This is a genomic window from Cronobacter sp. JZ38, assembly GCF_008932145.1.
Lineage (GTDB): Bacteria > Pseudomonadota > Gammaproteobacteria > Enterobacterales > Enterobacteriaceae > Cronobacter > Cronobacter muytjensii.
On record NZ_CP017664.1, the window covers coordinates 28,945 to 41,877 of the forward strand.

Annotated in this window: 11 protein-coding genes and 1 pseudogene; 3 read left to right on the top strand and 9 right to left on the bottom strand. The window is 58.0% G+C overall.

The features are described from left to right. Positions 1-3: 3 nt before the first annotated feature. From tssL to BJP61_RS21075, 5 genes are all read right to left on the bottom strand, one after another. Positions 4-657, bottom strand: a complete 654-nt coding sequence (tssL, locus tag BJP61_RS21055) for a type VI secretion system protein TssL, short form (protein WP_171999625.1) — start codon at positions 655-657, stop codon at positions 4-6. Then, positions 654-1,994: a type VI secretion system baseplate subunit TssK gene (gene tssK, locus BJP61_RS21060; protein WP_075192574.1), complete on the bottom strand. Its 1,341-nt coding sequence runs from the start codon at positions 1,992-1,994 to the stop codon at positions 654-656. Before tssK ends, tssL begins: the two co-directional genes overlap by 4 nt. Positions 1,995-2,008: 14 nt before the next feature. After that, on the bottom strand, positions 2,009-3,556 hold the full coding sequence (tssC, locus tag BJP61_RS21065) for a type VI secretion system contractile sheath large subunit (protein ID WP_171999627.1): 1,548 nt from the start codon (positions 3,554-3,556) through the stop codon (positions 2,009-2,011). A gap of 32 nt (positions 3,557-3,588) precedes the next feature. Then, positions 3,589-4,086 carry a type VI secretion system contractile sheath small subunit gene (tssB, locus tag BJP61_RS21070; RefSeq protein WP_108695650.1) on the bottom strand — a complete coding sequence of 166 codons (498 nt, stop codon included), beginning with the start codon at positions 4,084-4,086 and terminating at the stop codon, positions 3,589-3,591. A gap of 680 nt (positions 4,087-4,766) precedes the next feature. Beyond that, positions 4,767-6,101 carry a PLP-dependent aminotransferase family protein gene (locus BJP61_RS21075; RefSeq protein ID WP_171999629.1) on the bottom strand — a complete coding sequence of 445 codons (1,335 nt, stop codon included), beginning with the start codon at positions 6,099-6,101 and terminating at the stop codon, positions 4,767-4,769. A gap of 105 nt (positions 6,102-6,206) precedes the next feature. Here BJP61_RS21075 and BJP61_RS21080 point away from each other — a divergent pair, with 105 nt between their 5' ends. Then, positions 6,207-7,085 carry a DMT family transporter gene (locus BJP61_RS21080; RefSeq protein ID WP_161579457.1) on the top strand — a complete coding sequence of 293 codons (879 nt, stop codon included), beginning with the start codon at positions 6,207-6,209 and terminating at the stop codon, positions 7,083-7,085. Between the two features lie 30 nt (positions 7,086-7,115). Then, positions 7,116-8,006: a dihydrodipicolinate synthase family protein gene (locus BJP61_RS21085; RefSeq protein WP_075192579.1), complete on the top strand. Its 891-nt coding sequence runs from the start codon at positions 7,116-7,118 to the stop codon at positions 8,004-8,006. A 103-nt stretch (positions 8,007-8,109) separates the two neighbouring features. On the opposite strand, the gene BJP61_RS21090 is transcribed toward BJP61_RS21085, so the two are convergent. Continuing rightward, the gene (locus BJP61_RS21090) at positions 8,110-9,048 is read right to left on the bottom strand and encodes a hypothetical protein (protein ID WP_075192580.1); all 939 of its coding nucleotides are present in this window, start codon (positions 9,046-9,048) and stop codon (positions 8,110-8,112) included. An 18-nt stretch (positions 9,049-9,066) separates the two neighbouring features. Next, on the bottom strand, positions 9,067-9,549 hold the full coding sequence (locus BJP61_RS21095) for a type VI secretion system tube protein Hcp (protein ID WP_075192581.1): 483 nt from the start codon (positions 9,547-9,549) through the stop codon (positions 9,067-9,069). Between the two features lie 588 nt (positions 9,550-10,137). On the opposite strand from BJP61_RS21095, the gene BJP61_RS21100 reads away from it, so the two are divergent. Further along, positions 10,138-10,950 carry a hypothetical protein gene (locus tag BJP61_RS21100; protein WP_171999631.1) on the top strand — a complete coding sequence of 271 codons (813 nt, stop codon included), beginning with the start codon at positions 10,138-10,140 and terminating at the stop codon, positions 10,948-10,950. 52 nt (positions 10,951-11,002) lie between these two features. On the opposite strand, the gene BJP61_RS21105 is transcribed toward BJP61_RS21100, so the two are convergent. Together BJP61_RS21105 and BJP61_RS21110 are read right to left on the bottom strand one after the other, a co-directional pair. Then, entirely contained in the window at positions 11,003-12,505 is a 1,503-nt protein-coding gene (locus BJP61_RS21105; RefSeq protein ID WP_255485551.1) for a sensor domain-containing diguanylate cyclase, read from the bottom strand. A 215-nt stretch (positions 12,506-12,720) separates the two neighbouring features. After that, a pseudogene (locus BJP61_RS21110) lies at positions 12,721-12,903 on the bottom strand (DUF4440 domain-containing protein); the annotation flags it as partial. Between the last annotated feature and the right edge of the window lie 30 nt (positions 12,904-12,933).

Consider the following 12,933-nt stretch of genomic DNA (forward strand, 5'->3'; position numbering starts at 1 on the left):
TCGTTATCCCTGCCCTGTTATTTGCGCGACCTGATGCGCCAGGATGGTATAGAGCGTAAACCACAAGGCCATCAGCGCCGCGATGCCTGCCATCCAGCCCAGCCAGTAGAGGCGACGTCCGCCTCCTCCGCGTGTAACTTGCGCGACGACAGGCCCGTCTTCGGTCAGCGCAAATGGGGCCACCCGCTTGCTCAGCTCACGCACCACATCCTCACGTCGCTCATCATCCTGTGCGCGATACTGGCCGACAAACCCCAGTTGCAGGGTGCGGTAAAGACAGGTGAGCATCGCGCTGTCCGGCGCGGGTTCGCGAAGGCGAGTGCGGATCTGTTCCCAGAGGTCTTCACCGGCGTTCAACGTGCTGAAAAATCGGGCCTGAAGGGGGTCCTGACGCCACTTACGATAACCGTCGTCCTGCTTGCCGCGATTCAGCACGCTTTCATCGATAAGCGCGCAATAGGCATACAGCATTTGTTCACAGCTGGCATCGCTGAAGCCGGCGTCCGACAGCGTCTGGCGAGCCGTGTTAACCCACTGGCAGGCGCGGCGGTACAGCGCTTCGCCATCTTTAACGTCATGCCCGCAACGCAACTGGCTGACCATCAGCCAGCCCGGATAAAACGTTCTGTTAATCAGATCGATGTCGTTTTTTTTCATGAGCGCAATACCGCGAAGAGTTCGAGCTTCACTTCACCCAGCGACTGCGGTGTATAAAAAGCGCAATTCCCGGCTTCCAGCATGGCGCGGGCAGCATCCGTGCTGAGATCCAGCGCGAAATACTGGTTCTCCAGACGCAGTGGGATCGCGGCAGGGACATGATTCAGCGGCTTGATGACCATACCGCTCAGCGCGATATTCACCACATCAGAGACCTCGTCATGACTGCCTGCTTTGCAAAGCTTTGGAAAACGCGTCTGGAGTTCATGACCGCGCAGCGCAGAGCGCACGGAGAGATAGAAATCCGCCCCTTCACGCAGCCGCGCGTCGTGCAGTTTACCTCGCCAGATCTCCCGGTCTTCCCCTTGTTTGAGTTCAATCGCGATGACTCGTGACGGGAGACTGGCTTCCAGCAGCGCGTCGAGCAGGCTGAAGAGCGGTGGAAACACCTTTTCGGGGGCATCGTGCTGATACCGGGGGATCTCTTCCACGTGATGCTCAAGCGAGAAGGTCAACAGGCTCCCGGCCAGACGCGCCAGTTCGCGGTAAAGCAGTTCCGGGTGACGTAATGGCGTCTGGTACAGCTCTGTCAGCACCGGTTCGGCGCTGTTCAGCGCATTGAGCAACCAGAACAGCGAGACATCCGCGACGGCGAAATCCGCCATCCTTTCATTACTTTCCCTGCGCATCGCCATCAGGCGTTGACGTCTGGCTTGCAAACGGTGCAACAGATCGTTGAGTTCGCCACAAAGCACCTGGCTTGCCGACAGCGATAACAACGGCGGCAAAAAGCTTCTGTCTGTGGCCCACTGCCCCTGTGTATTTCGGACAAGCCGCGTCACCGGACAGGTCAGCCAGGCGCTGTTCTCCTGCGTCGAAAGACGAAGCGTCAACGCATGGCGTAGCACGGCCAGTTCACTGCGCTCATGCCCCGCCAGTTCCTGCACCGTTACCCGTTCGGACTGCCAGCGACGTGGCCGTGCGCTGTCATGTCCGTCATCCAGATTGCCGCCGTTGGCGTTCAATAACGGTAAAGCGAGCACGATCTCCACGCTTTCCTGGGCGACGGTCGATAAATCGCACGCGGGCGGCAAATTATCCGCAAGATCGGTGTCGATCAGCGTGCCGTCAGCAAAACGCACCGCCAGCCGGGTTGCGTTCAGCCTTGAGAGCGCGAGCGCCCCTTCGTCAAATTCGGCGCAGAGCACTCCCCACGGATGCGCCAGCGTCATTCGCGCCACCGAATCCGCCACATACGCATCCCAGCGAGCCTGCTGCTGGAACTGTTGCGGGGCCAGAAAGGCCCCGTCTTCCCATAACGGGCGATAGATCTTCATGGCATCTCCGCGCGTCAGGCTTTCGCTTTCGGCATCTGCGACACCAGCGACAGGCTGACATCCATGCCTTCCACCTGAAAATGCGGCACCGCGTAGAGCCTCACGCGGAAGAAACCCGGGTTGTCCTCAATATCTTCCACCACCACTTTCGCGTCGCGCAGCGGGTGCGACGCCTGCAGCTCATCCCCCGGGTCAGTCATCTCCGTCACCAGCCCGCGCACCCAGGTGTTCAGCTCCAGCTCCAGCAGGCGGCGGTCTTTGGTGGTGCCGATGTTCTCCCGCTGTATCAGCTTCAGGTAGTGCGCGATACGCGACAGCAGGAAAATGTACGGCAGGCGCGCGTTGATGCGGCTGTTGGCGGTGGCGTCCGGCGTGTCATACAGCGCCGGTTTCTGGGCCGAGTTCGCCGAGAAAAAGCACGCGTAGTCACGGTTCTTGTAATACGAGAGCGGAATAAACCCCAGCCCGGCAAACTCAAATTCGCGCGTCTCCGGTATCATCACCTCCGACGGGATTTTCACCTGACTGCCGGTGCCCAGGTCATAGAGGTGTACAGGCAGGTCCGGCACCGTCCCGCCCGCCTGGGGGCCGCGGATTTGCACGCACCAGCCGTTGCGGATAAAGCTGCGCACCATGTTGGCGGCAAAGGCGAACGCGGCGCTGGTCCACAGGTATTTCCCGTGGTCCGGGCCTTTCACCTCCTCCACATAGTTAAAGCTGCGTACCGGTACAGTGTCCGGGCCATACGGCAGGCGGCCCAGCACGCGCGGTAGAGTCAGACCGATATAGCGCGCGTCGTCAGTGTCGCGAAACGCTTTCCACTTGATGTATTCGGCGCGGTCAAAGTGGTTGCCGATATCCCTGATGGCCGCCACCTCTTCCATCGTCTCTTTCAGGAAGAACGCCGGGCCGACGGCGCCGATAAACGGCATGTGCGCCGCGGCGCAGACGCCGGATATCGTGCGCAGCAGCGCGATGTCCTGGGCGCTCGCGTCAAACTCATACGGGGCAATCACCGCGCCCACCGGCTCTCCGCCGGGCGTGTCATATTCCGCCGTGTAGGTGTGCCAGTAGAGGCCGCTCTGGACGATTTCCGGCGCGTCCTCGAAATCCTGGCGCAGGTCCTCTTTGGAAACGTCGAGCATTTCGGTGCGCACGTTCTGGCGGTAGTCGGTACGGTCCACCAGATGTTTCAGGCCGCGCCACAGGGATTCCACTTTCTGGAATTCGCTGTGGTGCATCACCGCATCAAGCTGGCGGCTGATTTGCGCGTCCAGCCCGGCAATGTGATGGTCGAGCAGCGCCCTGTCGAGTCTGTCGACCTGCTGCCCGGTCTGCGCCAGGCGCTCAAGGAAAACCTGTACCGCGGCGGTGACGCGCTCATCCGCGGACGCGTCCGCCAGGCGCTGGCTGTCCTGCCAGGCGGCGATATCGTCAAGCGCCGCGACCGGGCGCAGGTTGATTTTTTCAAACAGCGACGCGTACACGCCGCCGGTGGCTTCCCGGACCTGCGTGTCGCCGGCGGAAGCAGAAGAAGGGGTGTTGTGAACAGACATCAGCATTTCTCTCGTTAATCCGTATTACCCGGCGCGCCTCAGGCGCTTTTCGGGGCCAGCGAAGCCAGTTCGGCGCGTAAACCCTCGCTCAGCGCCGGGTCCTTAAGAATGGTTTCGAGCTCTTTGCGGAACGTGGCGTTATCAAGAAGATTGGATTTGAGGTCGCGCAGTAAATTACGCATGGCCAGCAGGGCCTTTAACCGGGGGATTTGCCGCGCCACCTGCTCCGGCTCGAAATCTTTCATCCGGCGAAACGTGAGGCGGACATTTTCTTCACGCCCGTCACCCGCCAGCGTGTTTTCAACAAGCAGGTTCACCGACGGCGAAAATTCGCTGAGCACGCTGTCAAAGTTGTTTTTATTGACGTCGGTTTTCTGACGTTCGGAAAGCGGCCGGTTTTCGCGGCCGTTGCTGAAATCGCCCGTCACCAGCAGTTTCAGCGGCAGCTCAACACTTTTCTGCGCGCCTCCGGTGTGCAGGTTTAATTTGAGGTTAATACGAGCTTTCGGAATTTCTTCCTGATATGACGACATAATATGTTCCTTCACAGTAATGTTTCAGGCGGCCGATGGCCGGAAATCCCAGGGGTTTTCCATAAAAACGCGCCGCCACAGTCGTTGCAATGAATAAGAGAACGAAAAACAGTGAGTTACGGCATCAAATGCTACGCGCGCCGTTGTTATTCACAAGACGAACCCCGGCGGCAACTGTAAAGGAATATTGCGAAAAAAATGGCAAATTACTTATGGGCCGCGACATTAAAAATATTGAAAGCTGTGCTTTGCCGGGAATAACAGGCTATACCGCCCTGTCCGAAACCGGGCAACACTTAATTAAGCGCATTAATTATTTCAGAAGCGTAACAATTATATGCCGGGATTTAATCCCTTTCTTAATTAAGATGTTCACGAGTGCCGGCTTATCATTCAACCCCATAATAAACCTCTCCAGGCAATAGCAATTATATATATAAAAAATCAATTTCTTCTTTAAAATCATATCTCATTATTCCCGGATGGTTTTCACGCCGTCGATAAAATTAACGCGCCGGGCAGCGTTTATTCGGCTGATTTATTTTGCGCGCCAATGCTGAAAAAAAGATAAATCAAGAAAAGATATCAAAGAGGCCAATATTATGTGCCGTTGCTGGCACACGGTATGCCCCCCGGCCGCCTGCATTGCAGGCAAGCGCAGGGCGGCGTTCATCGAGGAAACGCTAAAGATTCTCCTCATAAAGCGTGGTGTCCCGGATCGTTTCCAGCGCCTGGCGCAGCGCATCAGGGTGAAGTGAGCCAAGGGCGAGCCGTATCGCATGCGGAATATGCGGCGAGGTGCTGAAAGGCGCGGCCGTAGACACGGAAATCTTCTTTTGCAGCAGCTTTTGCGCCACCTGCTCGGCCCGCACACCTTCTGCCAGCGGCAGCCAGAGAAAATACGAGGAGGGATGGCTCACGACAGGCAGCGGCCCCAGCGCTTCAAGGGCTATCCGCTGACGCGCCCTGGCATCGCGCCGCTTCAGCGTCTCGAACCGCGCCACTGTCCCGTCGCGCAGCCAGTTACAAACCAGCGTCGTCATCATCACGGGCGTGTTCCAGGCTGTCGCGCGGATAGTGCGCTCGAACGCGCTGAGAAAACGTGACGGGCAAACCACCGCGCCGACACGCAGGCCCGTCGCGATATTTTTTGAAAACCCCGTCACATAGATCGTTCTTTCCGGCGCCAGCATCGCCAGCGGCGGCGGTGCCGGTTTTATCAGCCACGCGTAAGGCGCGTCTTCAATAAGCAACAGATCAAACCGCCGGGCGAGCGCCACCAGCGCCCTGCGCTGGCGCGTCGTCAGCACCCAGCCCAGCGGATTATGCAGCGTGGGCATGGTGTAAACGGCCCGTATGCGACGCTTTTCGCACAGGGCTTCCAGCGCCGCGAGATCCGGCCCCTGCGGCGTGACCGGCACCGGCACCATTTCAATATGGTACATGCTGGCGACCACTTTAAATCCGGGATACGTCAGTGCATCCACTGCCACCACGTCGCCGGGCCGCAGGAGGCTCATCACGGTAACGGCGAGCCCGTGCTGCGCGCCGCTCACCACCAGCACATTGTCCGGCGCGGCTTGCAGCCCCACACTCGCGAGATAGCCGGCGATAATGTCACGATCCTTTGGGCGTCCGGCATGAGGCTGATAGCGCAGCAGCGCCTCGATATCGCCGCCCGACGCGAGCTGGCGCAGTGCGTCGCGCAGCAGCTCCGCCTGACCGGGGAGCGAAGGATAGTTGAAGCTCAAATCCAGCGCATCCGCGGCTACGGCGTGCTGGTCTATCCCGAGCCCTGGCGGCAGCGCGATATCGCGCACAAACGTGCCGCGTCCCGTCTCGCCGCTCACCAGCCCCATCGCCTCCAGCTCGGCGTAGACGCGTGTCGCGGTCGCAAGAGAAATACGGTGCGCCGTCGCCAGCCGCCGGTGTGTCGGCAGACGGGCGCCTGCCGTCAATTCGCCGCTGCGGATCGCCGCCGCATAATCATCGACCAGCGTTTTGTAGCGCGCTTTCATTGCAATGTATCCATGACAATATTTTGATTGTCCTGAATTTAGCGACCTACTATGGACGGCGTCAATGTCGGGCGGCAAGCCGCTAATCATTCTCAGGAGGTGCATATGGAAAACCCGTCACACCCGGGCGCATGGTCAGGCTGGCTGAATGGGCTGCTGGGCGTCGTCATCTTCAGCGGCTCGCTGCCCGCGACGCGCCTTGCGGTTGTCGATTTCTCGCCGTTTTTTCTGACCTTCGCCCGCGCGTCCATCGCCGGAGCGCTGGCGCTGTTACTGGTGGCGCTGCGCCGGGAAAGGCGTCCTGACAGGCGTCAGATGCTGTCGCTGGCGGTTGTCTGCGCGGGAGTGGTGGTCGGCTTTCCGCTCCTGACCGCGATGGCCTTGCAGCATGTCACGTCGGCGCACTCGATCGTGTTCATCGGCCTGCTGCCGCTTGCGACGGCGCTGTTCGGCGTACTGCGCGGCGGTGAGCGCCCTCGCCCGGCGTTCTGGATCTTCTCAGGCACAGGCAGCCTGCTGGTGGCGGGTTTTGCGCTTACGGGAGAGGTATCGGTCTCCGTACAGGGCGATCTGCTGATGCTGGCTGCCGTCACGCTGTGCGGCTTAGGGTATGCGGAGGGCGCGAGGCTGTCGCGTGAACTCGGCGGCTGGCAGGTGATCGGCTGGGCGTTGATTCTGGCGCTGCCGCTCATGCTTGCGGCAACGTGGCTGACGCAGCCCGTGACGTTTCACGCCGTCACGCCGGCCGCCTGGTTTTCGCTCGGCTATGTGTCGCTGTTCAGTATGCTCATTGGCTTTGTGTTCTGGTACCGGGGTCTGGCCACAGGCGGGATCGCCGCGGTCGGTCAGCTTCAGCTGTTGCAGCCTTTTTTAGGCCTCGCCCTTGCGGCAACGCTGCTCAACGAACACGTCAGTCCGCAGATGCTGGCCGTGACGCTTGGGGTTATTCTCTGTGTGGCAGGTTCAAAAAAATTCGCGCGCTGAATTGCAGCGGCAATAACATAAGGATGAATCATGTTTACTGGTCTTAGCGCGTTCCCGCTGACGCCGCTCGTCAACGGGCAGGTGGATGAAACCGCGTTTTTATCGCTTATCGAAACCCTGGCGGCCGCCCGCGTGGATAGCATCGGCGCGCTCGGCTCCACCGGCAGCTACGCCTACCTTTCACGCCAGCAACGCGCTCGCGTCACCGCGCTTGCGGTAGAAGCCGCGGACGGGATCCCGGTAATGACCAGCATCGGCGCGCTGCGGCTGGATGAGATGCTGCAACTTGCAGACGACGCCCAGCGCGCCGGCGTTCGCGGTCTGCTGCTGGCGCCGCTTTCTTATCAGCCGCTCAGCCAGGAGGAGGCGTACCGGCTGTATGAACGCGTCGCCCTCGCCGTGTCGGTGCCGCTGTGTATTTATGACAACCCGGCCACCACTGGCTTTACGTTTACCCCCGACCTGCTGCGCGCGGTGGCGCGCCTGCCGAATATCGGCTCCATTAAGCTGAGCCCGTCCGGCGCGGCCCCTGCGCAGATGGCAGAAGAGATGGCCGCGCTGCGCCGCGATATCCCCGCCACGGTGACCACTGGCACCAGCGGCGATGCGCAGGCCGCGAGCGCACTGCTGGCGGGGGCGGAGATCTGGTATTCGGTTGCCGCCGGGCTCTGGCCGCACGACATGCGCGCCCTGGCAGAGGCGGCTTTAAGCGGCGACGAGGCGAGAACCGCCGCGCTGAATGCGTCGTTCGAACCCCTGTGGGCGTTGTTTCGCCATCACGGCAGTTTGCGGGTGATTGCCGCCGCGGCGGAGCTTACCGGACGCGTCGCCACGCCATGTCTGCCGGAGCCGCTGCAAAGCCTGCAGGGTGATGCGCGCGCGCAGCTGCAACACGTGCTGGCGCTGCGGGAATATCGGTAAGTCGTCAAAGAAATGTCCCCGTCAGGCGGGGTTTATACCGCCGTCGGGGAGAGCAGATAACGGAACCACAATACGGCACAGGCGCGCCGCAGGCGGGGGAAGGTTATAACCGGCTTGCGATATTTTGCAGGACGGTCATCTCTTCCTGGGTAAACTGACGGACGCCGCTGCGCAGCGTCTCAAGCGTGATATGCCACGGGTTGCCGCCGCGGATCACCACTCTTGAGCGAATATCGTAATGCTGCGTCGCGAAATCTTCGGTAATAAGCTTTTCGACCGGCGACAAATCGGCATAGACCGTCGAGCCGCCCGGCCCGGCGGCAAAGCGCGCCGGGTGCGAAGCAAGACCGGAATCCAGCTGCTTTTTCGCCTTCTCAGGATCTTTCACCACTTTATTGTTGGTGTCTTCGAAAAACTTGTTCACTTTATTGCGAACTTTCACCGCTTTTTTCACGGTTTCCAGAAAGCGTTTGTTATCCGCCGTCTGGCGGTCCGCCAGCGTATTACGCAGGATCACCAGCGCGCCGCCCGCCAGGCCGAACACGCCGCCCGCGCTCAACAATGCCGTGCGGGCCGCTATCGAAGACGCCGCGTTTGCCGCGGCGGTGCCTATTGTCGCCGTGGCGGTTGCCGCCGCAGAAACGCCGAACACCGCGCCAATGCCGGAGAGAATTTTACCCGCGTAATCATAGGAAATTTTGGTGGCTTCATTATAAATGTTGCCCCCGCGCCCGCCCATGCGAGGAACGCGGGTATTATACCGGTCGAAAAACTGCCGATTATTCTGAATAGTATTATTCGGTCCGGAATTGAGTAAGCCCAACTCCAGATCGCGACCGCCATTATTTATACCGACAGGCCGCGAGCTATTCAGTAGCTGTTCATAGGTATACATCACGCTGCGTTCTTCAGCATTTTCGAACTGATAGAGCGTGTCATCATCGAGTTCGTTAACGAAATCAATAATGGTATGTATTTCTTGCTCAGTAAACCAGGAACGATCGGAAAGAAGGGCATTTATCATGGAGTTAATTTCTGCCATCTTGCCACTCCTTACTTATCAGAGTTCTTTATTCTGTTTGATATCCCAACCGGCTTTAGTTTCAGCGCCTTTGGTGCCCTGGTTTGACTGTTCCCAGTAATGGAAATTAACTTTCGCCGCCTGGAAGTAATAATTTACCAGCACGGTGTCGGTCTGCCCTACGCCAGTAAATTCGGTGCGGGTTACCAGCACGTCTTCCAGCACCACTTTTGAATATTCCACCTGCTGGCCGCCGGCTTTACATACGGAAAGCTCAACTTTATTCACATGCTTGCCGCTGGCGCAGAATTTAAGAATGGCTGGCGTGCCTTTGTCCACAATCGCCTGTATGGCTAAATCCTGAAAGTTAACTTTACCCGCGCCGCCGCCGCCACCTACCGCCATATTTCCCGGCTGAGCCGCGCCCCAGTTAAAAGAAAGCACGTCGATCCAGTTGGAATGATTAGCGTCTTTAGATTCGCCCGTAACGCCTTCCACTTTCAGGAACATATCAATAGCCATGTAATACTCCTTGTTATCAGATAGCAGGTGAGAATAAGCAGAGCCCGGAGGCAAATAATTCGGCTTCACTGTAAATTTATTCAAAACGCTTAACAATACTGGCATGGAAATTAAGACGAATCTCATTCGAATTATTTCTGCGTATATCCTGTATTTGTTTCACTTTTATTGCCAAAGCATTAAGCCTGAAAGAATTGCAGTGTGTCGCAGTTCACAAAAAAGCGGACAAAAAAGAAGGGAAGACGTAATTTTGATTAATTAATTTTAATAAGAAAAAATTATCATAACGGCTGGCGACGCGTTTCACTCCAAAGAATACGTTATAAAACAAGCGGCTTTTACTATTGCATTTTCACAAACAAAAACGCGAACCTGCGATTACTCTTAAATTGCATTTCCGTTAGAAAATGAAGTATTAATAATGTTATTAATTTCCCGCAAAAATACCGTCCTGTAAATGAAATCCTCTTTTCTGGGCCAGCTCAAGCCTCCTCCCAGAACAGGTAGGAATGCCCTACATCCCTCAAGGGTTTATGCCACGCGCCGATAAGCTTCCTGATGCTATTTCAACCGGAAGGAGTTCGGAATATGACCACCATTGTACCCGCCATGCAGGACAGCGTTGCAGCAAGTAGCGATTATTACAGAAGAAAAAAGAGCCCGGACAGCATTGCCATCACGTCCGAAGGCGTAGAAAACGTGCGCTCGGGCAAAAATACCGCCGTCACAAAGAGCGAAGAAGAGCAGGCAACGGATCTGCAAAATATGCTGGCGCAGCGTCGCGCTGTTCTGGAACAGCAGGCCACGGCGAGCGTGCCCGGCATCGTGATGCGCAGCGACATCGCTGATAACTTCGACGGGTTTTCAGCGCTCTCCAGCCTATCTTTCTTTGATATGGGAACGCTGCTCTGCGAAGCGCTGAACGCTCCTGAAAACAGCGTGAACAGTTCCACAACCGATATGGATCTCGCCATGAAACAGGCGAAACTTAACTATATCGTCAGCCGCTACGTACCACAGGAGAATCAGGCGAAAGCGCAGTCGATGGTGACGGACTGGCTGTCAAAGCAGACGACCGGACAGGATGACGTGATGAAAACGATGACGAAAGCGTTTATCGACATTGCAAAACAGACCGGCGATATGGCAAGCATGAAGCAGTACGAAAACCAGCTGAGCCTGCTGGATGCCGGTAAACATGAATCACAGATCCAACGCGCCGGTACGCTGGCGATCACCACGCAAACCGCCAACCCGGCAGCCTGGTTTGCCGGTTTTACCAGCAAAGTGAATGAGAACACAGCGCCCGCGTCGGTGAAGCCGCTCGAAAAAGCGCATATCGATGCGCTGAAATCGCAATGGGAGCACTTTCTCGCACGCGCAGGCAATGTGAACCGCTAACTGCGCATGACCGCCAGGCTTTGCCCGGCTGGCGGTCAGCGCCGCGCCTGCGCTATGCCGCGTTACTGGATGAATCATGCCCCGCCGCGATGGTATCCGGCAGACGAAACGCCTGATTACGACCACGATTTTTCGCAAGATAGAGCGCCGTGTCCGCCCCGCGGATCAGCGCGCTGAACGCATCTTCGCGCCCGTTGCCTTTCACGGTATGACAGCCCGCGCTGATGGTGACGACCTGCTCCGGCAGCTCGGTTGAGGGGTGCGGAAGATGTTTTTCACGGACCATCATCACCGCACGCTGCGCCAGCGCCAGCGCCTCCTCGCCGGAAGTATCCGGCAGCACAATCGCAAACTCTTCACCGCCGTAGCGCGCCACCAGATCGCTTGTGCGCAGCGTCACCATCTGCAAGGTATTGCTGATAAGCCGCAGGCAGGCGTCGCCCGCCGCATGGCCGCGGCTGTCGTTGTAACGTTTGAAGAAATCGATATCGAGCATAATCAGCGACACCGGGTTTCCGGTGCCCGCGGCGTCCGCCAGCACTTTCGCGAGCGCAGTATCGAATTTGCGGCGGTTGGCAAGGCCCGTCAGGCTGTCGGCCATCGCCATTGATTTAAAAGTCTGGTTCGCTTTCAGCAGCTCGTCGCGCAGCTGTTTCAGTTCCTGCTGATCGCGGATGCTGCCGCGTACTTTGCGAAACACCACCGAGCTGAAAATCAGAAAACCAATCAGCAGCATCAGGTTGGATAACATGCCAGGCAGATTATTGCTCAGCCAGTGCATGCGCACTTCCGCACGGTCATAGCCCGCCACGACCACCAGGGGCAATTTTTCCGTGCGGGCGAAGCCGAACACCCTTTCCACGCCATCAAGCGCGGCCACCCAGGTGCCCGTGCCGCGGTCGGCGCGGATGAGCTCGCGGGTAAAGAGCGGGCTGCCGGCGATGTTGATATCGATTTTCGCTTCGTCATAGGGACGCACGCAAAGCACCGAGCCGTCGGTTAACAGCAGCGCCAGCATGTCGCGCGGGCCGAGCTCAAAATAGCTGTAAAAACGCTGAAAATACTCCAGCCGGATGGTCGCAAGCACGACACCTGCAAAACTGCCGCTGAGATCGTTAACCCGCATCGACACCGGGATCACCATTTCATCTGACCGGAGGCTCCTGATAACGCGCCCGATATGAATGCCGGTCTGGCGGTTTTCATAATGAAAGCGGAAATAGTCGTTGTGCGTAACGTCATTCGGGATCCCGGCAATGCCGGATGATGAGCCTTTGACAGCCCCCTGCGCGTTATAAAAATAGAGCCCGTCGAGCAGCGGCTGACGGCCTTTCAGCCTGACAAGAAAACTGTGATAGGTGGTCGACTGGCCAGCGGAGACGGCGGCGCGCACATCATCCAGCGTCTGTTCAACCGCCATAAAGGTATCTTCCGCCTGCCGCACCTGAGCGACAGAGAGGTTAACCGCCTTATTGGCGGCCTGCGCAATTTCGTCATCCCAGGAGTGCATGAATACCAGTATGTTCGTGCCGATCCCGCCCACCAGGAGGAACATAATTAAGACAGCCAGACTCCGGCCAAGCGAAGTGCTTAACCCAAGACGGTAGGAAATAAACTGCCTGAGCGTCACGGAACGGTTTCCCCGGAAATTACCAATTTGACTTCTGGGGTTATCGGTATTCCCGGCTGTTTCTGGAGGGCCGGACGCACGGCTGGTGACAATAAATTAACGTGGAAAACAGCGTTAACGGTAACATTGCACCGCCGCGCTTAAACGGCAGGCGTTCCCTGATGAAAAATAAGCTGCCAGCTGTCGTCCCTTACCCGAACCCAGTGCGACGCGCGCCATGCCGGCCGGCTGCCATCGGGCGCGCAAGTGCGGTAGCGCAAAATGACGCTGTCAGCGTTTACCGGCAATAGCGTAAAGCCTGTGCTGACGATAGCCGCCGCGCCATTCCCTGCGCCGGGCCGCGGCGGAATGGC

What these genes read in the sequence shown, in the direction of transcription:
- tssL (WP_171999625.1), bottom strand. Translation starts at nt 657, where the DNA reads ATGAAAAAAAACGACATCGATCTGATTAACAGAACGTTTTATCCGGGC.
- tssK (WP_075192574.1), bottom strand. Translation starts at nt 1,994, where the DNA reads ATGAAGATCTATCGCCCGTTATGGGAAGACGGGGCCTTTCTGGCCCCG.
- tssC (WP_171999627.1), bottom strand. Translation starts at nt 3,556, where the DNA reads ATGCTGATGTCTGTTCACAACACCCCTTCTTCTGCTTCCGCCGGCGAC.
- BJP61_RS21075 (WP_171999629.1), bottom strand. Translation starts at nt 6,101, where the DNA reads ATGAAAGCGCGCTACAAAACGCTGGTCGATGATTATGCGGCGGCGATC.
- BJP61_RS21080 (WP_161579457.1), top strand. Translation starts at nt 6,207, where the DNA reads ATGGAAAACCCGTCACACCCGGGCGCATGGTCAGGCTGGCTGAATGGG.
- BJP61_RS21085 (WP_075192579.1), top strand. Translation starts at nt 7,116, where the DNA reads ATGTTTACTGGTCTTAGCGCGTTCCCGCTGACGCCGCTCGTCAACGGG.
- BJP61_RS21090 (WP_075192580.1), bottom strand. Translation starts at nt 9,048, where the DNA reads ATGGCAGAAATTAACTCCATGATAAATGCCCTTCTTTCCGATCGTTCC.
- BJP61_RS21095 (WP_075192581.1), bottom strand. Translation starts at nt 9,549, where the DNA reads ATGGCTATTGATATGTTCCTGAAAGTGGAAGGCGTTACGGGCGAATCT.
- BJP61_RS21100 (WP_171999631.1), top strand. Translation starts at nt 10,138, where the DNA reads ATGACCACCATTGTACCCGCCATGCAGGACAGCGTTGCAGCAAGTAGC.
- BJP61_RS21105 (WP_255485551.1), bottom strand. Translation starts at nt 12,505, where the DNA reads ATGTTCCTCCTGGTGGGCGGGATCGGCACGAACATACTGGTATTCATG.